This is a genomic window from Arthrobacter sp. NicSoilB11 (assembly GCF_019977375.1).
Taxonomy (GTDB): Bacteria; Actinomycetota; Actinomycetes; order Actinomycetales; family Micrococcaceae; genus Arthrobacter.
In genome coordinates this window covers 3,086,982-3,107,774 of record NZ_AP024657.1, presented here as the reverse complement: position 1 = coordinate 3,107,774, position 20,793 = coordinate 3,086,982, and the positions used below count along the sequence as shown (strand labels likewise).

Sequence of the window (20,793 nt, the reverse complement as noted above, 5' to 3'; positions counted from 1 at the left end):
GGGGTCGGGGCTGACCGGGGAAAGGGAAGTCACGAGTAATGCACCTTTCGTTCCACGAACCGCAGCTGCAGCACGGTGATCACCAGGAGGATTGCGAACAGGACCACGGAAATGGCTGCCGAGTAGCCGGCCCTGTTGTACGCCCCGAAGGCCTGCAGGTAGGCCTCGTAGATCAGGGTGCTGGTGCCGGTGCCCAGCGGCGTCATGATCCGGATGAGGTCGAAGGCCTGCAGCGAGCTGAGCATGGTGGTGATCAGGAGGAAAAACGTGGTGGGGGACAGCAGCGGCAGCGAGATGCTGACAAAGCGGCGGAATCCGTTGGCGCCGTCCAGGGACGCGGCTTCCATGACATCCGCCGGGAGGGACTGGAGCCCCGCAAGGTACACCACGGCGCAGTAGCCCAGGTTTTTCCAGACGTAGACCAGGATCACCATGACCAGCGAGAGTTGGGGGTCGTTGATCCACTGCGGGCTCTGCTGCCCGATGCCGCGCAGCAGCCAGGCCAGGACGCCGTAGCCGGGGTCGAAGATGAACAGCCACACCAGGCCCACGCCGACGCCGGAGAGTACGTACGGGGCAAAGACGGCCGAACGGGCGAAGGTGGTGCCGCGGACCTTCGCGTTCAGTGCCAGCGCCACCAGCAGGCCCAGCACCATGGAGCCGCCCACCGTGACCACGGTGAACACAGCCGTGGTCCCCAGGACTTTCGGCGCATCATTGCTGGTGAAGAAGGTGACGTAGTTGCTGAGGCCAACCACGGTGGCCGTGGGGGAGCCAAGGGTCCAGTCGAGGGTGGAGTAATAGATATTGCTGAACAGCGGCCGGTAGGTGAAGACGGCGATCAGCACCAGGTTGGGCAGCGCCATGGCCAGGAAGACAAAGAAGTCCCTGCGGGTCCGTGCAGTCCACCGGCGCTTAGGGATTTTCGCGGACCGCCCCGGAGGCCTCTTGGGTTTGGCGGCGGGGTGGGGGGCGAGTTGACGGGTCATGCGTGTCTCTCCCGGGTTGGGAGCCTGCTCGTGGCCGGCCCTGGCTTGATCTAGGGACTACTACACCAGACCGTCAGGGGGCTGAAACCCGCATATGCCCTTGTCAGGGGACTGTTATCCAAGGCTTCGTCGCCCGTTAACGCTGTGTTGAATGCAGTCTCGCACAAAGTCCCGCGATGCGGCAGGGGCGCGCTCACAGAGGGGAGAATAGGGGAATGGGAACCATCACCGACGTGCCGGGCATCCGGGTAGGCCAGGTCCACAAGGACAGCGGGGGCTGGCTGACCGGCGTCACCGTGGTCCTGCCGCCGCCGGGCTGCGTGGGTTCGGTGGAGGTCCAGGGCGGCGGCCCTGCCACACATGAAACGGACGCCCTTGACCCCACCACCCTGGTCAGGGCGGTGGACGCCGTGGTGCTGACCGGCGGCAGCGCCTACGGGCTGGCGTCCGCGGCCGGTGCCCAGCGCTGGTGCGAGGAGAATGGGCGGGGGTTCGCCGTTCCCGGGGGCGTCGTGCCCATCGTCCCCGCTGCCGCGATCTTCGACCTTGGCAGGGGCGGCGACTTCAAGGCACGGCCGACGCCGGACATGGGCTACGCGGCAACGGCCGCCGCGGCAGCACAGAAGGAAGGGCACGTCGTCGAACGCGGCAACGTGGGTGCCGGAACCGGGGCACTTATTGGCAGGGGGCAATACAAAGGGGGAGTTGGCACGGCGTCGGTCACGCTGGAGAACGGGGTAGTGGTCGGCGCGCTGGCCATAGTCAACGCGCTCGGGCTCCCGTTCGACCAGACCAAACCTGGCTTTCCAGCGCCAATCAAAGCAGCGGCCACGACGAACACCACCCTTGCCGTGGTGGCCACGAACGCCGTCCTTGATGCGGCCGAGTGCAAGCGCACGGCGGCTGCCTCGCACGCGGGGATTGCCCGTGCCTTGAATCCCAGCCACACCCTCGCCGACGGGGACACCGTTTTTTGCCTGGCGACCGGTGCCGTGGCACTGGACCGCTCGGACGAAGCTGCCCGGCAGGTCAGCCTTATTACGCTGCAGAGTGCGGCAGCCGACGTCGTCCGCCTGGCCATCCTGGACGGCGTGGCCAGCGCTGCAGGCGTCAGCACTCCAGCAGGCGAATATGGTGCCTACCGCCCGGCGTAGGCTACTATGGCCGATTTAACTTTTACCGGCCAACGGGGTAGTGTTGTTTGTTGGTTGTCTGGACTGCCACGCCCTTTTGGGCCTGGAGGCGGCAATCGATCCAACAAAAACGTTCGTGGTCATGCCCGGTGCATTCCGGCGGGACTGCGGCAACAACAGTTAGCGGAGGGTATGGCCAAGAAGGACGGGGTCATTGAGATCGAAGGCGTTGTGACCGAGGCGCTGCCTAACGCGATGTTTCGCGTTGAGCTCACCAACAAGCACATCGTTCTGGCACACATCTCTGGAAAGATGCGTCAGCACTACATCCGAATCCTCCCCGAGGACCGCGTAGTGGTGGAGCTGAGCCCGTACGACCTCACCCGTGGTCGTATCGTCTACCGCTACAAGTAAATTGCTGGGCGGCTTCAGCACAAGCTGACCGCTGCTCCAGTTGACCACACTGCTACACGCAAAGGAACGCCATGAAGGTCAAGCCGAGCGTCAAGCAGATCTGCGAAAAGTGCAAAGTGATCCGCCGTAATGGCCGGGTCATGGTGATCTGCGAGAACCCGCGCCACAAGCAGCGCCAGGGCTAATTTCCTTCCCTGAAGGAAATCCTGGGTTGCTAACCCACGCAAGTAAATAAAGGCAGCACAAGCTGATCTGGAACATTGAGCTCGAAAGAGTCCGGACAGCTAACCCCCGGTCGGAGGCTGGGGCCGCATGGAACATGCGGGTGTACTGCCTACGACCTCCGGTTTATCAAGGAGTACTGCCACTATGGCTCGTCTCGCTGGCGTAGACATTCCCCGCGAAAAGCGGCTGGAAATTGCGCTTACTTACATCTACGGCGTGGGCAAGACCCGTGCACACGAAACCCTGGCTGCCACGGGCATCAGCGCTGACGTTCGCGTCAAGGACCTGACTGACGCCCAGTTGGTTGAGCTGCGTGACTACATTGAAGGCAACTACAAGGTTGAGGGTGACCTTCGCCGCGAAGTAGCAGCAGATATCCGCCGCAAGGTTGAAATCGGCAGCTACGAAGGCCTGCGCCACCGCAAGGGCCTGCCCGTACGCGGTCAGCGTACGAAGACCAACGCACGTACCCGCAAGGGCCCGAAGCGTACCGTCGCCGGCAAGAAGAAGGCCCGTTAAAATCCCCGCTCGGGATTTACGGACTTTCCCCAATAACTTTCTGTAGGAGAAAAAATGCCCCCGAAGACTCGTGGCGCGGTTCGCAAGCCGCGTAAGAAGGACAAGAAGAATATCGCGCTTGGCCAGGCGCACATCAAGAGCACCTTTAACAACACCATCGTTTCCATCACGGATCCGAACGGCGCTGTTATTTCCTGGGCTTCCTCCGGTGAGGTTGGCTTCAAGGGCTCGCGCAAGTCCACCCCGTTCGCTGCACAGATGGCTGCCGAAGCCGCTGCCAAGCGTGCGCAGGAGCACGGCATGCGCAAGGTAGACGTTTTCGTCAAGGGACCGGGTTCCGGTCGCGAGACGGCAATCCGTTCGCTGCAGGCCGCAGGCCTCGAGGTTGGCTCCATCCAGGACGTCACCCCCGCAGCCCACAACGGCTGCCGCCCGCCGAAGCGCCGCCGCGTCTAATTCTTTTCCGCAGCAGGAGCTTGCCCGGACCAGCGATGGTCCGGGCAAGCCCAGCGCGTTAAGTCTTCAGACCGAATTTCCACCACCTGTGTTGCGTCATATAGCGGATGCTCGCCGAAAGGAAACCTAAGTGCTCATTGCACAGCGCCCCACCCTCTCCGAAGAGGTAGTCTCCGAAAACCGTTCGCGTTTCATCATCGAACCGCTGGAACCGGGCTTCGGCTACACCCTCGGAAACTCCCTCCGCCGTACCCTGCTCTCCTCCATCCCCGGTGCTGCCGTAACCAGCATCCGGATCGATGGTGTGCTGCACGAGTTCACCACGGTTCCGGGTGTCAAGGAAGATGTCACCGAGATCATCCTTAACATCAAGAGCCTGTCGGTTTCCTCCGAGCACGACGAGCCCGTCGTGGCTTACCTGCGCAAGCAGGGCCCCGGAGTCGTCACCGCCGCGGACATCGCTCCGCCGGCCGGCGTCGAATTCCACAACCCGGATCTGCACATCGCCACGCTGAACTCGAAGGGCAAGTTCGAACTCGAACTGACCATCGAGCGCGGCCGCGGCTACGTTTCGGCAGCTCAGAACAAGTCCGGCGATGCAGAGATCGGCCGTATCCCGGTCGACTCCATCTACTCGCCGGTGCTGAAGGTTACTTTCCGCGTGGAAGCAACCCGTGTTGAGCAGCGCACCGACTTCGACAAGCTGATTGTCGACGTCGAGACCAAGCAGGCCATCGCCCCGCGCGATGCCGTCGCTTCCGCAGGCACCACCCTGGTGGAACTGTTCGGTCTGGCCCGTGAGCTGAACACCGCAGCTGAAGGTATCGAGATCGGCCCGTCGCCCACCGACGCTGCCCTGGCAGCCGACATGGCACTGCCGATCGAGGATCTGGACCTCACCGTCCGTTCCTACAACTGCCTCAAGCGTGAGGGCATCCACACCGTGGGTGAACTCGTTGCCCGCTCCGAGGCTGACCTGATGGACATCCGCAACTTCGGTGCAAAGTCCATTGACGAGGTCAAGGCAAAGCTGGTTGAACTGGGCCTGTCCCTCAAGGACTCGCCTCCCGGTTTTGACCTCGCAGCACGCGCCGCAGCAATCGAAGAGGACGACGCCGCCTTCGGCGACGACGAACTCTAAACCAGACCTTGGCCGGAGGGCAGCACCACGGTGTGCCGCCCACGGCTTCCACATGAGGAGAAACAATTATGCCTACCCCCACTAAGGGTCCGCGCCTCGGAGGCGGCCCGGCTCACGAGCGCCTCATGCTCGCGAACCTGGCAGCATCCCTGTTCGAGCACAAGCGGATCACCACCACGGTGACCAAGGCCAAGCGCCTGAAGCCGTACGCAGAGCGCCTGGTGACCTTCGCCAAGCGTGGCGACCTCGCTTCCCGCCGCCGCGTTCTCGGCCTGATCAGCAACAAGGGCATCGTCCACGAGCTGTTCACCGACATCGCCCAGGCTGTGGAGAACCGCGATGGCGGCTACACCCGCATCACCAAGATCGGCAACCGTAAGGGCGACAACGCTCCCATGGCTGTCATCGAACTGGTCCTCGAGCCGGTTTCCGCCAAGCAGGCCGTCGTAGCCGAGGCTACCTCCGCTGCCAAGCGCGATGCCGACAAGAAGGAAGCTGCTGCTGCACCCGTTGCAGAAGAAGCTCCCGAGGCTGAGGCCGTGGAGACCGAAGCTGCTGAGGCTCCGGCTGAAGAGGCTGCAACCGAAGAGGCTCCCGCCGCTGAGGAAGCTCCCGAGGCTCCCGCCGCCGAAGAGAAGGACGCGAAGTAATTCGCTGATTCTCTTCGCATAGACTTAGGTCTGTGAACCACCAAAAACCCGCGGCCCCCGTTCCAGGGGGCGGCGGGTTTTTGCGTATCCGGCTTGACCTTTCGTACGACGGCGGCCCGTTCAGCGGGTGGGCACTGCAACCGGGACGGCGCACCATCCAGGGCGTCCTGGAAGAGGCGATCGCCCTGTTGGTACGCCGTCCGGTGCGTGTCACCGTGGCGGGACGGACCGACGCCGGCGTGCACGCCCGCGGCCAGGTGGTCCACCTGGACCTCACCGAAGACGAGTGGCAGAACCTGCCGCGCGGGCACGAACTGGATCCCGCCGTCGCCATGCTGCGCAGGCTCCGCGGGGCATTGAACCGGGCCCTGGGCGATCTTCACGGGGCCGTGGAAGTGCATGACATCTCGTTGGCACCTGTGGGCTTTGACGCCCGCTTCTCGGCTCTCTGGCGCCGCTACAGCTACCGGATCGCAGACGGGCCCGCCCTGTGGGATCCGTTGGAGCGGTATTTCACGTTGTGGCACAAGAATCCGCTGGACGTGGGACTGCTGAACGAGGGCGCCTCGCAGCTGCTGGGCCTGCAGAACTTCCTGTCTTTCTGCAAGCCGCGCGAAGGCGCCACCACCATCCGGGAACTCCAGCGGTTTGAGTTCAGGCGCGGCGAGGACCGTGTCATTGTCGCCACCGTCCAGGCTGATGCGTTCTGCCACAACATGGTGCGCGCCCTCATCGGCTCCGCGCTGTACGTGGGTGAAGGCGTTGTGGAGCCGGGCTGGCTGCACGAACGGCTGCTGCTGCAGAAGCGGGACGCCAAGTCGGTCTTGGCCGCCCCGCATCCGTTGGTGCTTGAGGAAGTGGCCTACCCCTCGGACAGCGAGCTCCTGGCCCGCGCCGAACAGACCCGGGCGCTCCGCGAGCCCTGACTAGAACGCCGGGGGTGGGCCCTCGGCCGGCAGCGTCACCGTAAACGTGCTGCCTTGGCCCTCGCCGCTCTGGCAGGCGATCGTCCCGCCGTGCCGCTCCACAATCATTCGGGTGATTGACAGACCCAGACCTGCGCCCGGGATGGCGGCCTTCCGGGCGGTCTCGGCGCGGAAGAACCGGTTGAAAGCCCTCGCCGCGTCCTCGCTGGACATGCCCATCCCGGTGTCCGTGATGCTCAGCCGGACCCACTGCCGGTCCGCGTCCGCGCTGATGCTGACCTTGCCGCCGTCGGGCGAGTACTTGATGGCGTTGGAGACCAAGTTGTCCAGCACCTGTCCGATCCGGAGCGGATCCGCGTAGGCCCACAGCGGCGAGGGGACGTCGGCGGCGATCTCCACGTGGGAGCGTTGCGCCAGGGCTTGGGCGGAACCCAGGCTGGTCTCCACCAGGCTGGCCAGGTCGGTCCGCTTTGGGTGGACGTTCAAGGTGGTGGAGGCGGAGGCCGTCAGGTCGGCCACCAGGTCCAGCAGCCGTTCCGCGTTGCGCTGCACCACGAGCAGTCGCTGGGCCACCTGCCGGGGCAGGCTGTCGGCGTCGTCCAGGACCAGGTCCACGTTGCCCAGAATCGAGTTCAGTGGGTTCTTGAACTCGTGCGAGACGTTGGACACCAGCTCCTGGTTCGCGGCCAGGGACTCCACCCAGCCGGTGACGTCCGTGTAGACCACCACTGCCCCGGTCAGCCGGCCGTCCTCGCCGACCAGCGGGCGGGCGGCGGTTGATATGGCGCGCTGCTCCGGGCCTTCGCCGGCCCACACCAGGTAGTCGGCGAAGGACTCACCTGCCATGGCCCTGTTGATGGGCCGCCGGTCCCGGGGGAGCAGCGTGCGCCGGTCCTGTCCAAAGATGAGCTGGTGCCCCTGGCCGGGGAGGGCGTCGTCAGCGCCTGTGACACGGCGGAAGTTGCGCTGGCGGCTGTTGGACACCAGGAAGTGGCCGGAGCGGTCGACGGCGGCAATTCCGACGTCGGTGGCCTCCAATACAGTTTCGAGCAGCTTCTCCCGTTCCCGGCTTGCGGCCAGCAGTTCGCGGAGTTCACGGTCCTTGTCCGCCAGTTCACGCTGCTGCTGCCGGAGGCTTACGCTCGCGAAGCGGATGGCCAGGGATACGGCGAGCATCATCACGGGAAAGAGCAGGACGGTGGTGAGGTCCGAGGCCGTGACGGTGGGGAGATGGCCCACGGCAGATGGAACCATGATCAGGAAGGGCCCCACAAAACTGAGCACCAGGCTGCTGCGCGCCAGCATGCCGGAGGCGGAAAGCCAGATGACCGGGAAGACCACCAGTACCGCGAGGCCCGGCAGGAGCGGAGCGGCGCCGTTGCGCAGGAACCCGATCAGCGCGAAGTCCAGCACGGGGATCAGCAGGTATGGGCGGTGCGCCAGGCGTTCCCAGGGAACCAGGAAGCAGCCCAGGAACAAAACCGCGTTCAGGGCAAGGCCGGCCACGTACAAGGGGGAGTGCATGAGCGAGGGCCAGGCGAAGGGGGTGGCCACGGCAATGACAAGCACAAGGAAGGTAAGGGGGAGCTGGCACAGCGCCACTTGGGCGCGGGTTCCCAGCCGCCGGAAGATGCGTCCGGGTCCACGCTGGAACAACGGCTCGGCCATGTTTCTGACTCGTACCCCTTTAGGTCCGGAAAGCAGGCGCCGCCAAGATGTAGCAATTCCCCCCAGTTACCTTGGCCAGCACCCTTTCCCTTGGATAATGCACATGTCTTGTCATAGTAATTGACTTTTCAATTTTCAGTGTCGATTCGTATGTGAACAGCCGGGCTTACTAGTAGCGTATAAATTGTTGGAGCGGGAATGGCATTGGCGCTGGGCCAATGGGGGGCCATCTCCGCCTGGCGCAGGGGTAGCAATGGACGATCTTGGTGTAGCGGTGGTTATCGAGGACGACGACGACGTACGCAACCTCCTCGAAGGTGTCTTGACCCAGGCGGGCTTCGAAGTTCATACGGCGGCTGACGGACGGGCCGGGGTTGAGGTGGTCCGCACTAAGCAGGCCAACGTTGTGACGCTGGATATCGGCCTGCCGGATATCGACGGGTTCGAGGTTTTGCGGCGAATCCGGAATTTCAGCAACGCGTACGTGGTCATGCTGACTGGCCGGACCGACGAACCGGACCTGCTGTCAGCACTGAATGCGGGCGCGGATGACTATATCGCCAAGCCGTTCAGGCCCAGGGAACTCCGGGCAAGGGTGGCAGCCATGATGCGCAGGCCGCGCCACGAGGTGAACGAGCAGCATGAATCCGCGTCACACGGGGGCCAGGCACCGGTTCCTGCCGCCACGCAGTCCGAGCCCGGCGTCCTGCGGCACAACGGACTCCTGTTGAACCACCGGACACGCACCGTGGAGGTTAAGGGCGAGCCGCTGGGCCTGACCCGCAGCGAGTTCGACCTGCTCCACGTGTTGCTGAAGGGCGGTGGTGCCGTGTGCACCAGGGCGGACCTGGTGCGGGCGGTGCGGGGCGATTTCTATGACCGGGACACCTACATCAGCGAGGCGGACGAGCGGGCGGTGGAGGTCCACGTGGGAAACCTGCGGCGCAAGCTCAAAGAGGACCAGTTGTCCCCGCGCTGGCTGCAGACAGTCCGTGGGGTGGGTTACCGGCTGGCGCCGAGGCGGCCGGACGATGCTTAACTGCTAGCCGTTCTCCATGATGTAGGTTGACTGCAGTTCGGACACGGTGCGTGCCCCGTCCTGGGCCACGCCTGCCATCATCGCCTGCCCCTGGACAAAGTCACCCCGCCGGATCAGGCCCTCCAGGAGTTCGGCGAGCTTTGCCAGCCGTACCCCGCCCACCATGGCGGAACTGATTTTGAGGCTGATGACCGCGTCCAGGGCAGAGTCCCCGTCCCGGCTCAGCACCGCTGTTCCCAGCCGGGCCAGCCGCACGTCCCACATGGCCGCGTAGTCCCTGGCGAAGCGCTGCGCCAGTCCGGACCCGGCCAGCTCATCTTCGAGTTCCGCCAGCACTGCGGCATCAACCAACGGCAAGAGAGCGGCCGCTTCCAGTGAGGGGTCCACGCCGGCGGGAGCGGGAGCGGGAGGAAAACCGACCCCGGACAGCGGGAAGTCCGCAGCGGGGCTCTTTCCGCTGGAACCGGGATCGGGACTGTTCATTGTTCAAGGCTACTTCCTGGAAATGCTTCGGGGTCCTGTTTTTCATCATTCTGTGTAAACCTTGAGACAACCTTGCCGCCGCGCTGAGCATCTTTACTGGCCGCTGAAGGTCACCACTGTATTGATCACGGCCGGCCCCAGAATGGCAATGAAGAGGACCGGAAAAATAAAGAACAGCAGCGGGAAAAGGATCATGACGGGCAGCTTCATGGCCTTTTCCTCGGCCCGCTGGCGCCGTTTGACCCGCATGACCTTCGCCTGGACGCGCAGGACCCGGCTGATGGCGATTCCGTACGTGTCCGCCTGCACCACGGCCTGCACAAAGCTGCGCAGTTCCGGGATGCTGGTCCTCTCGGCCAGGGCGATGTAGGACTCGCGGCGGCTGCGTCCCACCTGCATGTCCTGCAGGGTGCGGACCAGCTCCTCTGCAAGGGGGCCCTTGCCGTTCTCGCCTGCCCGGGCCATGGCGCCTTCAAAGCCCAGCCCAGCCTCAACCGAAATGAGCATCTGGTCCAGGGTGTTGGCGAGTTCCAGCTGCATGGCCTTCTGCCGTTCCTTGCCCTTGCTGTATAGCAGAAGGTCCGGGATGAAGTAACCAAGGAAGAGGACGAAGAGTCCCGCGAGTTTCATCATCGGGCTGCTTCCCACCGCCGCCAAGTAGCCGCCCAAGGCCACCCCGACCAGGCCGAGGCCCAGCTTGGACCCAAGCACCTTGCCCAGCGGCATCGTAACGGGCCTGCCGGCGAGGGACAGCAGCCGGTCCAGGAATGCGACATAGGCCGGGGGAGTCACGCGCCTGCCCAAGGTTTCGAGTAGCCCCGGTGCTCCCACTGGTGCAGCGGTGACTGCCGGTGCGCCGCGCGAGAGTAGCTCGGCGGCGGAGGTCCGGCCCTGCTTGTCCACGGTCAGGACAGACCAGGCAAGCCCCGCAAGGGGCAGGCAGACCAGAAGGACTGAGAGCAGGATGGTCAGGTTCATGTGTCCTCAGAACTTCAGGTCGATGATCTTGCGCATCCAGAGCGCGCCGATGGTCATCAGGACGAACGAGGCTCCGATCATCACCCAGCCCAGGGGATGGGTGAACATCGAATTCATGTAGTTGGGGCTGACGGAAAGCAGCATGGCAACGATACCGAACGGCATGGCTATGAGGATGTAAGCCGAGAACTTGCCCTCGGCGGCGAGTGCCTTAATGTGGCCTTTGATCTCCCCACGCTCGCGGATGGTCTCGTTCACCTGGTCCAGCACCTCGGCCAGGTTGCCGCCGACCTCCCGGTTGATTTGGATGGCCTGCGAGATCCACACGAAGTCCTCGTTCTTCATCCGCTCGGCGGTGTCGTTGAGGGCGGCCAGCAGGTCGCGGCCCAGGCTGGTTTCGGTGATTACACGGCGCATCTCTTCCGACGTTGGCTTCTGCGATTCCACGGCGGCGGCATCGATGGCGCGCAGGATGCTGTGGCCGGCACGGAGGCCGCCGGAGAGCAGTTGCAAGGTGTCGCCGAGTTGGCCGTCGAACGCTGCACGACGCCTGCCGCTCAGGAACCCGAGGACAAGCTTCCCCACGAACGGAGCGAGCAGCGCGAGCAGCAATCCGAGCAGTGGGCCCACAATCACGGCTCCCACCAGCATCCCGACGCACGCGCCGATGCCCACCAGCAGGAAGAATTCGGCCTGGCTTTGGCGCAGGCCCGCATTCTCCAGCTCCGCGCGGGAGAATAGCCTGACGTTGCGGCCACCGAGCAGCCGTTCGAAGGACCTGACGCCTGACAGTGCCAGCCGGGACAGGGAGGATGGCGGTTCCGGTTCAAACGGACGACGGCGGTCCAGCGGCACTGTAGGGGCGCTTGGCAGAAGGATGGCCACGCCGAGGAGGCAGATAGCAGCCAGGAGAAAGACGCTTCCAATGGCGATGATCATGGCCGCGTCCCTACTTGGCGCCCGGGGACAGCGGACCGGCAAAGACGCCCGGCGATACGTGGATTCCCAAGTCCTCGAAACGGTCAATGAACCGGGGCCGGATGCCGGTGGCCACGGGCCTCCCGAGGAACCGCCCCTGGGCGTCCACGCCGGCCGAGTAATCGAAGACGAACGCGTCCTGGAGGGTGACAATGTCGCCTTCCATCCCCTGGACCTCGGTGACGTGCGTGATCCGGCGGGACCCGTCACGGAGCCTGGAGATCTGCACGATCAGATTCACCGCGGAGGCGATCTGTTCGCGGATGGCCCGCAGCGGGAGGTCCATGCCAGCCATCAGCACCAGGGTTTCAAGGCGGGCCACGGCGTCGCGGGGGGAGTTGGAGTGAACCGTGGACAGGGAGCCGTCGTGGCCGGTATTCATGGCCTGGAGCATGTCCAGTGATTCGCCGCCACGGACCTCACCAACCACAATCCGGTCAGGACGCATACGAAGCGAGTTGCGGAGGAGCTCACGGATGGTCACCGCGCCCTTGCCTTCGGTGTTGGGCGGACGGCTTTCCAGCCGAACGACGTGCTCCTGTTGGATCTGTAGTTCCACGGCGTCCTCGATAGTCACGATGCGTTCGTCAGCCGGCAGGAAGGATGACAGCACGTTCAGCAACGTCGTCTTGCCGGTTCCGGTACCGCCGGAAACGATAATGTTGAGCTTGGCCTTGACACAGGCGTTTAGCAGCTCCGCCATCTCCGGCGTCAGGGTGCCAAAGTTTATGAGGTTTTGAACGGTCAGCGGAGTTTTGCTGAACTTACGGATGGTCAACGAGGAGCCCCCCACGGCAAGGGGCGGAATGACGGCGTTGACACGCGAGCCATCCTCCAACCGGGCGTCCACAAGCGGCGAGGACTCGTCGATGCGGCGGCCTACCTTGGACACGATGCGTTCGATGACCTTGCGCAGGTGCTCTTCGGAACTGAACCGGGACTCAGTGAGAACCAGCTTCCCTTTGCGTTCCACGTAAATCTGGTCCATGCGGTTAACCATGATTTCGGTGACTGCGGGATCGTCCAGCAGCCGCTGGAGGGGGCCGTAGCCCAGCACGTCGTCTGCGACGTCCTGGACCAGCCTGGTCCGCTCCTCCGGCGTCAGCGGTACCTGTTCCGCGTCAATGATCCGGGTAAGCTCCTCTTTGGCTGTGCTCCGGAGTTCCTGCTCAGTGACTGCACCATCATTGAACCGGGTGCCCATCCGCTCGAAAAGTGCGGTTGCGGCCCTGAGCTTCATTGCTGCGAAGACATCCACGCCCGGTGCCTTAGGCACAAAGGAAGTGCCGGCCTCGTGCGTTGGATGCGCGACGGCGGTGATGCCGGGAGAGCGAGCTTCCGCACGTTCGGCGGGGGACGGGGAAGGCGCGGTCGCAGGACGCGGCTGCTCGAGCAGCGCGGTGCCGGGTACGGATCCCGGGCTGGTGGAGGATACGTTGCGGCCTTGGACCGCGTTGATGCGCTCGGAGAGTTTCATCAGATAACCACCCTTCGGTGAAGCTTCCGCTGTGCTTGTGCTCGCCAGGCCGGATTAAAGCGCTCCACAAGCTGGCGGAGGCTTTTGACGGCGGGGTCCTTCTTCGAGTCCTGCAGGACAGGGATGCCACGGTTCGTGGACAGGGCCACCGCGCGCGACCTGGGGATGCTGACGTCAACCGGGGCGCCGATGGTGGATTCGACGTCCTGCACGTTCAGGCCTGCCTTGGCGTCCGCCATGTTCAGGACCACGTGCCGGGATTCCGGCATGATTTCGAGTTGGCGGAGGACTTCCAGGCCGGAGCGGAGTCCGCGCAGGCTGGGGATGTCCATGGCGCTCACCCAGACCACATCGGTGCATTTCTCCATTGCGGCGAGTCCGATTTCCGGCATGCCGGGGGCGGTGTCGATGACCACGTACTGGAACTCCTGGGCCAGTTGCTCCAGCAGCCGGCTGACCTGGTCCGGGGTGATGTGGTCCGCGTCCACCGGGTTGGGCGGTGCGCACAGGGCGTAGATGCCGGCCGGATGCACGGTAAGGAAGGCCTTGAGGACCAGGGAGTCCTGGGCGGCGGCGGGGGTGACGGCGTCCGTGACCGTGTGTTCGGGGTTGAGGTAGAGGCCGGAGGCGACGTCCCCGAACTGGAGGTCCAGGTCCACGATGACCACGCTCATGGGGGCGATCCGCCCGAGTCCAATGGCGATGTTCGTGGCCAGTGTGGTTTTGCCCACGCCGCCCTTGGGGGAGAACACGCCGATGACCAGGCCCTTGCCGTTCCCCGACTGTTGTGCCTCGGGGCCGCGGTGCCGGGTGGCGAAGGACTGGCAGGCGCGTTCCAGCAGCACCCGGATTTCGGCGGCGTCCGCCTGGGGGCTGAGGATGTCCCGGATGCCCGCGCGCATAGCGTGCAACAAGCCACCGGGGTCAATGTCACTGACCAGGACCAGGCTGAGGCCGGGCAGTTGGACATCGAAGACCTTGGCGAACCGGAGTGCTTCCTCGTAGGGGACGTCCGGGCCGATGATCAGCACCTCCGGCTGCTCCTGGTTGAGGAGGGCGAAGAGTTCCGCGGGGCCCGCCGGGAGGATGTCCGAGGCGATGGTCTGGACGCTGCCGCGCAGGCCGTTGGCGACGGCGGAACGCAGCTTCAGGTCGAAGTCGCCGTTGGGGGAAAGGAGGACGAAGCGGCTCACTTATACACCGTGTCCTTCTTGGCGATGAAGCCGCCGTTGTCCTTGGCGTCGAGGGGTTCTTTGGTGAGCCAGAGATCGCCGTTGTTTGAGGAGTAAATGATCTTGGTTGCGTCGATGTCGCTCACGGCAACCGTGACCATGAGCGAACCTTGCGGAAGCGTTGTGTCCTGGGGATTGGTGCCGTCCGTGGGCTTCGCGCTTGGTAGTGCCTGCGGGGCCCGCTGGACGGCGGTAACCAAAACCTTTCGGAGGGTGAGTTGGGTGGTTGGCTCGCCTGCTTTTGCTTTTTCCGCAGCGAAGCTGAACCCGATGCCCACATGGTCGCCGGCGTCAATCCTGCCGCCCACCACACGCTTGGGTTCGAGCTCGAAGGTTACTTCCTGCATCCCTATAGGCACTTTGATGGCACCACTGGACTTGGCGTCCACCGGGTCAACCAACCGTTCGGCGAGAAGTTGCTCGCCGGGGACGAGGTCCACTGCGGCGACTTTGCCGGCGGAGGCCTCAAGGGTTTTCAGAGCGGTCTTTGAAACAGCGGTTGCTGGCACCTGCTGTTCAGTAACGGACGCCTTTACGATGTCGAGGGAAGCGCCTGCCGGTACGGCCTTGGTCACCACGAGTACCCCGATGGGATCCAGGTCCTTCATGGCGCGCTGGTCGGCACCCTGGGCGTAGGCGACGATGAGAAGCGCCCCAATGATGGCCAGCACCACTGCTGATACACCGGCCAACATACGTGACTTCAATGACTGCTCCTGTTGCTTTTAGCTATGGGGTGAGGCGCACAACTGAGGCCCCAAAGTTTGGGACGTTACCAAGTTCAAATGCTTGGGCGAGGGATACGAATTTTACGAAGTATCCACGAATCGTCTTGTTTTGGACGTTTCCGCCCGTGCTCCAGGAAATGTCGGCAAAGTGGTAGCCAGTTACATGAAATGCCGCAAAGCCTTTGACGTAGTACTTGCCGGAGGAACCCGTACCGGTGGCCACGTCATAGAGAGGGAGTAGAACTGTCTGGTCGTTCATCTGGTTGAAATCGGCAGCGCTACAGATCGTTGGGGCGCTGGCCCCGGGATCGCTCGCAAACCAGATACCCGCATTGTCGGACTGGCCGGCCGTCATCGTGACGGAGCATTTTGTTCCCGAGGTGGTGATCCACCCGAACCCGCCCGGCAAGCCACCACAACCATTCACCGCCTGCTCGAGAACCTGTACGGCGCCTTGGCTTCCGGCTGGTGGAATGTCCAGTTTGCAGTAAGCAATGGCCAAGGGAAGAATAGCGGGCCCCTTGGACGGGGTACCCCATTGCGCCGAAGCGGCAGCGGTCACTTCTGCTGAAGAGATTCCGAATATTTGAGCGAAAAAGAGGGTGACCTGGTTTGGGCTATTCCCCGTCTGCTGTGATCCTGTCGTAACGGTTACAGTCTGACTGGCCGTATCGGGCGTGGCGGACTTGATGTTACTCAGCCCGTCGGTGGCGTTGCTATTCGCAAGGCTGGCGGCGAGCGGGGAGGTACCCGTGCAGTCCGGGTCAGCGGTACTCTTAGCGCACTTCTGAGCGATGGCAAGCGCAGCCGCGTCAGCGCCGTTCCGAACCTGGGTACGTTCTGAGTACATCATCGAGACATCAACCGCCACGGCGGCAAAACCAAGCAGGGCCACCATCATTATTGCCACGATGACACTCACGGCGCCCTGTTCGGAACGGGAATTTCTGCTGATCTTCTTCAGCCGCCGCACAACATGGCTCCTTGGCCAGTCATAGTGAATGGTCCGGCGATACCCGTCAGCGTGGAGAGTGTATATGTGATTGTGACCGCAATGCGGTTGCCCGATGAGCAGGTTGTAGTGCCCGTGTCGAGGTTCTTGAAGGTGATGTTTGAATCAGCGAGAAGGGGATTTAGGGAGACAGCCGTGTTTTCGGCTGCCGTCCGAGACGCCGCCGGATCATTGGTGATGGCCATTACCCGGACCCCCTCGCGGGCCGCGGCCGAAAGCGATGCCTGGGCGTTGTAGGCCCGGCTGAATTCCATGATGCCAAGGAGCAAACTGATGAGGACAGGCACGACGATGGCGAACTCAACGGCCGCCGCCCCGCGTTCTGATGGCCTCAGCATCTGCTGCGTTCCTCTCGAGTCTGTGTTGCGATGAGTGGATTTGTACACGTGAAACAGCTTGTGCGGTGCAGTTGAGCTGCACCGCACAATAGCCGGGCGCGCTGGGCCTCGGGTCTTGCTGTAGGGGCCGGGTTTTAGAGATTGGCAGTCACATTTGTAAACATCGAGTTGAGCTGGCCACCCAAGGTGGTTACAGCGACGATGATGACGACTGCAATGAGTCCGACCATGATGCCGTATTCGACAGCTGTTGCGCCCTCTTCTTCGTGGAGACGGTTCTTGATGTTGAAGCCGAGGGTCTGAAGGGTGGCGATGAGAGACCGCATTATGAACTCCTGAGCGAGTGGGTTTGGCTGGCCCTGCACCAGCATTAGGACGAAGTTAGCAAGGCTTGGAACGGTTGACCGGGTCTTGCAGGATTCTGTGTTTTGCCGAACCCGCTGTTGTTTGCGGTCACGCCGGCGTTCGCCATGAGGAGCTGTGGCCCGGACGGTGTTCGTCGCGGGAACCCGAGCTCTTTTCGTCCCAGCTAGAGCTTGGCCGTGACGCTGGTGAACATGGTGTTCAACTGGCCGCCCAAGGTGGTTACAGCGACGATGATGACGACTGCGATGAGGCCGACCATGATGCCGTATTCGACAGCTGTTGCGCCCTTTTCGTCGTGGAGGCGGTTCTTGATGTTGAAGCCGAGGGTCTGAAGGGTGGCGATGAGAGAAAGCATTATGAACTCCTGAGCGAGTAGGTTTGGCTGGCCCTGCACCAGCACTAAGACGAAGTTAGCAAGCCTTGATGCGGTGTTGACCGGGTCTTGCAGGATCCTGTGCAAAGGCTTTTCAAGGTGTACCTTTCCTGCGCAATTGCGTGGAAAACCTTGCGGAACTGGAAGGCTTGCAGACTGGGAAGGCGAAGGCGAAGGTGGCACCAGGAATGGATGTGTTGTTTGCTGTATTCGGTGTTGTTGGGTCACACCGGCGTTCGCCATGAGGAGCCGTCGCCTGGACGGTGTCCGTCGTGGAACCCGAGCTGTTTCCACGGTGAAAGTCCTGCGCAAGTACAGGTGGTCAACGCGACAGATTCTCCGCTTGAGTCATTTCGACGGGGTGGCTGGCGTATTCGCAAAGGCTTTTCAAAGTGCATGTTTGGTGCGCAATCACCCGGCAAACCCTGCGATATCGGAAGGATGGCCCAGTTCCGAAAAGGACAGAAGCTGTGCGGCCACTGTCCGCCGTTACGGCAGCAACTTGTAAAACTGGGCACTCCCGATTTGTTCGGCCCGGTAATGGCCTCTCACCCAGTCCACGATTCTTGCCGACTCTCCGCGGCCCTCAAGGGTCAATGGTGGCAGGTCCTGTATGACTACGGACGCCACCTGGTGGTCGGTGACCATACGCTGAAACTGTTCCAGGGTCGGGAAGGGATCAGTACCATCGAAACCGCCAAGCGGCAGCACGGAGCGTAAGCTTGCCAGCTGATAGTTAGCCGCTGTCTCGGAGCCCACCATGGCCGCCGACCATTTGCTGGTGGCCGGCGTGGCACGGAGGCGCGAAACGATTCCGGATTCTGGCAGGTTTCCGAACATGACAGCCATGAAACTGGGTGGCACGTCCGAACCCATCTGCTGACGGTCGGGGTGGTCGGTGCGCACGCCGAGGATACTGGGGCCAGCCACGACGCCTGCACCCTCGTGGGGACTCAGGACTGTATTGACGGACCAAACGGAAGGACCGGCCAATAGCGCGACAGCCAAGAGGCTCGCTGGCACGTTCCGGAGGGCTGGAAACGGGGGCGGGACCGCCAGAAGGGTGATGGCCAACGACCAGACCAGGAGCGCCACAAGAGGACCTAGCGGAAAATCAGCGGTTGAACGATTCGCCGAGAGGAAGGCCAGAACCATCGTTGCCAGGAGCGTCCCGGCCAGCACCCAGCGTGCGTTTCGCTGGTCACGAAGCCGGTACAAGTGCAGCAGACCCGTCCCTGCGAGGCAGCACAACGGTGGTACAACAGTTAGGCAGTAATACGGATGGACAATACCTGACATGAATGCCAACACCGTTGAGGCGCAGAGAAACCAGAGAACGCACAGACTGAGGAACGCCCGATATCGCCGGCTACCGCTCCGCCGCTTGATGTGCCAGATGGCAATGCACATGCCTGCTACGGCCAGAGGCAGGAACCAGCCGAACTGGCCAGAGAATTGCGGTTGCAGGAAACGCTGAAATCCTGAATCCAGTTTTTCCGCCAGGCTGGCGGTGCTGGGAGACATAGTCCGGCTGGCGTCCTCACCGGTCAGGCGGTCCAGGCCGTTGTAGCCCAAGCTCAATTCCACCGCGCTGTTAAGACGGGATCCTCCGACGAAGGGGCGGCTGGCCGCCGGGACCATCTGCACAAGGACAAACCACCAGCCGCCCGTAACCACTGCTGTTAACAGGGCAGCCGCGACGTGCAGCACGCGTTTCACAAGTGGACCGGTGGCAAAAGCGAGATAGGTAACAGCAACCGCAGGCAGGACCAGTGCGATTTGAAGCTGCTTCGTCAGTAAAGCAGCACCGGTGAGGCCACCGGCCAATATCAGCCACCGAACCTTGTCGCTGCGGATAGACTCCAACGCAGCATAGGCCACGCCGATCATCAGCAAGGTGAGCAATGCATCCGGATTGTTATAGCGGAACATCACCACTGCAACCGGGGTTATGGCGAAGAATGTCGCTGCGAGAAACCCCGCGGTGCTTCCGACATAAGTGCGGACCATGCGGTACATCAGGAAGACGCTCGCGACGCCCATCAATGCCTGCGGCACCAAGATGCTCCAGGGATTCAGACCGAAGGCCCAGACGGAAGCCGACATTAACCAGAGGCTGAGAGGAGGTTTATCGACGCTAATGGCGTTGCCAGGATCCGAGGATGAAAAGAAGAATGCCGTCCAATCCTGTGAGCCTGCCATGGCAGCCGCTGAATAGTACGAATTCGCCCATCCGTTGCGGTCCAGGCCCCAAAGGTAGAGCACCGCTGTCAGGGCCAGGAGGGCCCACAGCATCCAAGTCTCCCTCCGGCGCCCCGAGGATGCCCGATGTGCCGCAAGGGGGGTTTGGCGTGATTGAAGCACCTGCGCTCGAAGCTCAGCGGGGTCCGACGGGTCGGGTGTCAACGCCGTCAAGAGGCGCGTACCGCTTGCGCGCTGGATGCCACAACGCGGCGGGCTGGATCAGTGCCGGGAACACGGAAAACCCAGACGCGCAACATGACGAAGCGCATGAGGGTCGCGAGGATATTAGCCCCTGTCAGTGTCACGAGCTCCATGGTAGGGGAAGCGTGCGGTGCAGAAGTGTGCAATACCAGCAGCGACGATGATGTTATTGACCAGGCCAGCGTAAAAACAACAAGTCCCTGAAACTGCTGGGTAAAGAGCCTGTCCGGGCCGTTCATGCCGAACGTAAAACGGCGATTAGCGGCTGTATTACCCACCGCCGTCAGGAGGAGGGCGAGAAAGTTGGCGGGTTGGGGGCCAAGAGGCTCCTGGAACAGCACATAGAGCAGTGCAAAGGCCACAGTGGATATGGCTCCGACAATGCCGAACCGGATAACTTGCCCAAAAAAGCTGGGCCTCGACTGTGCGACCATGGGGCGCCGCCCCAGCTCGGCATATATCGCTTGGACGGGAATGGACCCTTTCACAAGGGAGCCAGCAACGCGGACCAGTCCGCGAATGTCGTCAGCTGCTGTCTGCATGATGTCAACCCGACTGTCCGGGTCGTCGACCCAGTCCACTGGGATCTCGTGGATCCGAAGGCCCGAGCGCTCCGCAATTATCAGCAGTTCCGTGTCAAAAAACCATCCGTTGTCCTCAATATGGGGAAGGAGTTTCTTGGCGACTTCAGCCCGGACGGCCTTGAAACCGCACTGGGCATCGGAGAAACGAACCTGCATAGTGCGTTTAAGCAGAAAGTTGTATGAGCGCGAAATGAACTCACGCTGCGGCCCGCGGCTTACGCGGGAGCTCTGGCCAAGCCTCGTGCCAATGGAGATATCGGAGTGGCCTGACAGCAACGGGGCGACAAGCGGCGGCAGTGCCGCGAGGTCCGTGGAGAGGTCGACGTCTACATACGCCAGGACTTCCGCGGCGGAAGAAGTCCAGGCATCACGGAGCGCCCATCCGCGGCCCTTCACATCAAGCCGCCGGTAAGCGACATTTGACATACTGGCGGCCAGGCCAGCCGCAATGACTGGTGTCTCGTCAGTGCTTGCGTTGTCGGCGATGGTAATCTGCCACGTCACTGACATTTCGTTACGCAGATAATTTGCGAGTTTAGTGATGCTCTTTTCGAGTACGGCTTCCTCATTGAAAACCGGTACAACAATTTCAAGCGCCAGGCCCCCGTGGCTAAGTTTCATGTTAGGTATGCTATAGGC

At 62.7% G+C, this 20,793-nt stretch carries 23 protein-coding genes; 9 read left to right on the top strand and 14 right to left on the bottom strand.

What is annotated here, in order from left to right; all coding sequences use genetic code 11:
* Positions 1–29: 29 nt before the first annotated feature.
* The gene (locus LDO14_RS14380; RefSeq protein ID WP_026265743.1) at positions 30–989 is read right to left on the bottom strand and encodes a sugar ABC transporter permease; all 960 of its coding nucleotides are present in this window, start codon (positions 987–989) and stop codon (positions 30–32) included.
* Positions 990–1,204: 215 nt separating this feature from the next.
* Between LDO14_RS14380 and LDO14_RS14375 the strand changes: the two genes are divergently transcribed.
* The 8 genes from LDO14_RS14375 to LDO14_RS14340 all read left to right on the top strand — a co-directional run bounded on the left by LDO14_RS14375 (position 1,205) and on the right by LDO14_RS14340 (position 6,453).
* Positions 1,205–2,143, top strand: coding sequence for a P1 family peptidase (locus LDO14_RS14375; protein ID WP_223992285.1), 939 nt, complete (start codon positions 1,205–1,207; stop codon positions 2,141–2,143).
* Between the two features lie 171 nt (positions 2,144–2,314).
* Positions 2,315–2,536, top strand: coding sequence for a translation initiation factor IF-1 (gene infA, locus LDO14_RS14370; protein WP_009358723.1), 222 nt, complete (start codon positions 2,315–2,317; stop codon positions 2,534–2,536).
* Positions 2,537–2,607: 71 nt separating this feature from the next.
* Positions 2,608–2,721, top strand: coding sequence for a 50S ribosomal protein L36 (rpmJ, locus tag LDO14_RS14365; RefSeq protein ID WP_009358722.1), 114 nt, complete (start codon positions 2,608–2,610; stop codon positions 2,719–2,721).
* A 184-nt stretch (positions 2,722–2,905) separates the two neighbouring features.
* Complete coding sequence (gene rpsM / locus LDO14_RS14360) at positions 2,906–3,280, top strand: 30S ribosomal protein S13 (RefSeq protein ID WP_003803743.1); 375 nt, start codon at positions 2,906–2,908, stop codon at positions 3,278–3,280.
* 54 nt (positions 3,281–3,334) lie between these two features.
* Entirely contained in the window at positions 3,335–3,736 is a 402-nt protein-coding gene (rpsK, locus tag LDO14_RS14355) for a 30S ribosomal protein S11 (protein WP_018769149.1), read from the top strand.
* A gap of 130 nt (positions 3,737–3,866) precedes the next feature.
* Positions 3,867–4,877, top strand: coding sequence for a DNA-directed RNA polymerase subunit alpha (locus LDO14_RS14350; protein ID WP_013601812.1), 1,011 nt, complete (start codon positions 3,867–3,869; stop codon positions 4,875–4,877).
* A 68-nt stretch (positions 4,878–4,945) separates the two neighbouring features.
* Entirely contained in the window at positions 4,946–5,527 is a 582-nt protein-coding gene (rplQ, locus tag LDO14_RS14345; RefSeq protein WP_026265744.1) for a 50S ribosomal protein L17, read from the top strand.
* 32 nt (positions 5,528–5,559) lie between these two features.
* A complete protein-coding gene (locus LDO14_RS14340; RefSeq protein ID WP_223992282.1) occupies positions 5,560–6,453 on the top strand; it encodes a tRNA pseudouridine synthase A in 894 nt (297 codons plus the stop codon).
* Here LDO14_RS14340 and LDO14_RS14335 read toward each other — a convergent pair whose 3' ends face one another.
* The gene (locus tag LDO14_RS14335; RefSeq protein ID WP_223992280.1) at positions 6,454–8,121 is read right to left on the bottom strand and encodes a sensor histidine kinase; all 1,668 of its coding nucleotides are present in this window, start codon (positions 8,119–8,121) and stop codon (positions 6,454–6,456) included. It lies immediately after the preceding gene.
* A 253-nt stretch (positions 8,122–8,374) separates the two neighbouring features.
* On the opposite strand from LDO14_RS14335, the gene LDO14_RS14330 reads away from it, so the two are divergent.
* Positions 8,375–9,160: a response regulator transcription factor gene (locus LDO14_RS14330; RefSeq protein WP_223992278.1), complete on the top strand. Its 786-nt coding sequence runs from the start codon at positions 8,375–8,377 to the stop codon at positions 9,158–9,160.
* A gap of 3 nt (positions 9,161–9,163) precedes the next feature.
* Here LDO14_RS14330 and LDO14_RS14325 read toward each other — a convergent pair whose 3' ends face one another.
* From LDO14_RS14325 to LDO14_RS14270, 12 genes are all read right to left on the bottom strand, one after another.
* Positions 9,164–9,643: an Hpt domain-containing protein gene (locus tag LDO14_RS14325; protein ID WP_018769154.1), complete on the bottom strand. Its 480-nt coding sequence runs from the start codon at positions 9,641–9,643 to the stop codon at positions 9,164–9,166.
* Between the two features lie 93 nt (positions 9,644–9,736).
* Positions 9,737–10,621, bottom strand: a complete 885-nt coding sequence (locus LDO14_RS14320; RefSeq protein ID WP_056388950.1) for a type II secretion system F family protein — start codon at positions 10,619–10,621, stop codon at positions 9,737–9,739.
* Positions 10,622–10,627: 6 nt separating this feature from the next.
* The gene (locus LDO14_RS14315) at positions 10,628–11,560 is read right to left on the bottom strand and encodes a type II secretion system F family protein (RefSeq protein ID WP_056388953.1); all 933 of its coding nucleotides are present in this window, start codon (positions 11,558–11,560) and stop codon (positions 10,628–10,630) included.
* A gap of 10 nt (positions 11,561–11,570) precedes the next feature.
* Complete coding sequence (locus LDO14_RS14310; protein WP_056388956.1) at positions 11,571–13,076, bottom strand: CpaF family protein; 1,506 nt, start codon at positions 13,074–13,076, stop codon at positions 11,571–11,573.
* Complete coding sequence (locus LDO14_RS14305; RefSeq protein WP_056388961.1) at positions 13,076–14,269, bottom strand: AAA family ATPase; 1,194 nt, start codon at positions 14,267–14,269, stop codon at positions 13,076–13,078. The genes LDO14_RS14310 and LDO14_RS14305 overlap by 1 nt, the downstream gene beginning before the upstream one ends.
* A complete protein-coding gene (locus LDO14_RS14300) occupies positions 14,266–15,015 on the bottom strand; it encodes an RcpC/CpaB family pilus assembly protein (protein WP_263422480.1) in 750 nt (249 codons plus the stop codon). Before LDO14_RS14300 ends, LDO14_RS14305 begins: the two co-directional genes overlap by 4 nt.
* Positions 15,016–15,037: 22 nt before the next feature.
* A complete protein-coding gene (locus LDO14_RS14295; protein ID WP_223992276.1) occupies positions 15,038–16,009 on the bottom strand; it encodes a pilus assembly protein TadG-related protein in 972 nt (323 codons plus the stop codon).
* The gene (locus LDO14_RS14290) at positions 15,997–16,386 is read right to left on the bottom strand and encodes a TadE family protein (protein ID WP_056388966.1); all 390 of its coding nucleotides are present in this window, start codon (positions 16,384–16,386) and stop codon (positions 15,997–15,999) included. The genes LDO14_RS14295 and LDO14_RS14290 overlap by 13 nt, the downstream gene beginning before the upstream one ends.
* 134 nt (positions 16,387–16,520) lie before the next feature.
* Entirely contained in the window at positions 16,521–16,712 is a 192-nt protein-coding gene (locus tag LDO14_RS14285; protein ID WP_056388968.1) for a Flp family type IVb pilin, read from the bottom strand.
* A gap of 203 nt (positions 16,713–16,915) precedes the next feature.
* Entirely contained in the window at positions 16,916–17,107 is a 192-nt protein-coding gene (locus tag LDO14_RS14280) for a Flp family type IVb pilin (RefSeq protein WP_056388971.1), read from the bottom strand.
* Positions 17,108–17,614: 507 nt separating this feature from the next.
* The gene (locus LDO14_RS14275) at positions 17,615–19,420 is read right to left on the bottom strand and encodes a glycosyltransferase family 39 protein (protein WP_223992274.1); all 1,806 of its coding nucleotides are present in this window, start codon (positions 19,418–19,420) and stop codon (positions 17,615–17,617) included.
* Between the two features lie 116 nt (positions 19,421–19,536).
* Positions 19,537–20,775: a bifunctional glycosyltransferase family 2/GtrA family protein gene (locus LDO14_RS14270; protein ID WP_144600733.1), complete on the bottom strand. Its 1,239-nt coding sequence runs from the start codon at positions 20,773–20,775 to the stop codon at positions 19,537–19,539.
* Positions 20,776–20,793: the final 18 nt, after the last annotated feature.